This window comes from Bradyrhizobium jicamae, assembly GCF_001440395.1.
Classification (GTDB): domain Bacteria; phylum Pseudomonadota; class Alphaproteobacteria; order Rhizobiales; family Xanthobacteraceae; genus Bradyrhizobium; species Bradyrhizobium jicamae.
Genome location: NZ_LLXZ01000158.1, coordinates 1 through 1,343 on the forward strand (window position 1 = coordinate 1; position 1,343 = coordinate 1,343).

Sequence of the window (1,343 nt, forward strand, 5' to 3'; positions counted from 1 at the left end):
TCGCCGCCGTCAAGGCGTGGTCTGGCAACAGCGGAATGGGTTGCGTCATCGGAGCGACGACCATCCTTGACGGCGTCTGCGCGCGACGTCGTTGTGGCGGCAGGTCGGGACGAAGAAACGGTTCCTGATCGAACAAAGAAACGTCCGGATCAGCCGGCCTGCAGGAGCGCGGTCGCGGGACGCTCATGGTCCCACGGGATCCCGCGTGCCACGACGGCGTTGACGAAAATAAGCAGCTTTCTGGCACAGGCGATGAGCGCGCGCTTGTGCCCCTTTCCAGCGGCGATCAGCCGTTTGTAAAGGGTAATGAGCTGCGGATTCCAACGGAAGGATGCCGGCAGGGCGGCGGTATAAAGCGCGCGGCGCAGCCGTTCGCGTCCGCCGTTGATGCGACGGACGCCGACATGCTTACCGCTGTCGTCGTCATAGGGAGCGAGCCCGGCGAGTGCTGCGGCTTGCTCACGGGTGAGCTGACCGATCTCGGGCATGCGCACCAGGATGGCGACTGCGGTCGGCAGCCCGGCGCCTGAGACGCTGTAGATCAGATCAAGCCGCTCGGCGAGATCGCGATGCTCGCGGATCGCCGCCACCAGGGCCTTGAACTCGATCCTCTCGCGCCTGGCCAGACGGGAAATATCTTTCTTCCAGACCTGCTGGATGCGCGCGTTGCGGCAGGTCTCGAGCCGGTTCTTGAGTAGCGCGATATCCTCGCCGATCTGATCGATCATTGTCAGATGCTCGGCAAACGGCAGCAGTCGCGCATCTGGCGGGGTGTGGATCTTCCTGACCGCGGCGGTACAAGCCGCGATCAGAGCAGCATCGATCCTGTCGTTCTTGGCTCGTTGAAGGTGGAACTTGGCATAGGCGCGCACTTGCGCCGGCTGGAACACCACCACGACAATCCCCTTGCGCCGCAGTTCGGCGACAACGGCCTGCTCATAGCCGCCACTCGCCTCAATCCCGATGCGTTTGATCCGATGGCGTCGCAGCCAATCCAACAGCACCTCGTACCCCTCAGCCGTATTATCGATCTGCAGCTGCTCCGAGCTGCCATCGAGCGCCACATCGAGCTTCCGTTTGCCGGTATCGATCCCGGCACAGATCGTGGTACGCTTGGCCATCTTCATCGACCCTTCCTTGTGATGCGAACCCTTAGTTCCTTCAACCATGCGGGTCCCGGTGAAGTGCCGATCGCGATCTTGCTACGGAAGACAGCCTTTGCGGCTTCGGTGGGCATCGATCCGATCAATCGGCGGCCCAGCCTGGGCGGCCACCCGGGCTGGGCCATTCCTCATGGAACGATGTCAGGATAAACCAGCGCCCTAATACAAGGGTGGGCAAAG

Annotated in this window: 1 protein-coding gene; it reads right to left on the reverse strand. The window is 62.5% G+C overall.

Going from position 1 to position 1,343, the window contains the following annotated elements; genetic code table 11:
• Positions 1-149: 149 nt before the first annotated feature.
• Positions 150-1,064 (reverse strand): IS110 family RNA-guided transposase, encoded by a 915-nt coding sequence (locus tag CQ12_RS25900; RefSeq protein WP_245310150.1) that lies wholly within the window; start codon positions 1,062-1,064, stop codon positions 150-152.
• Between the last annotated feature and the right edge of the window lie 279 nt (positions 1,065-1,343).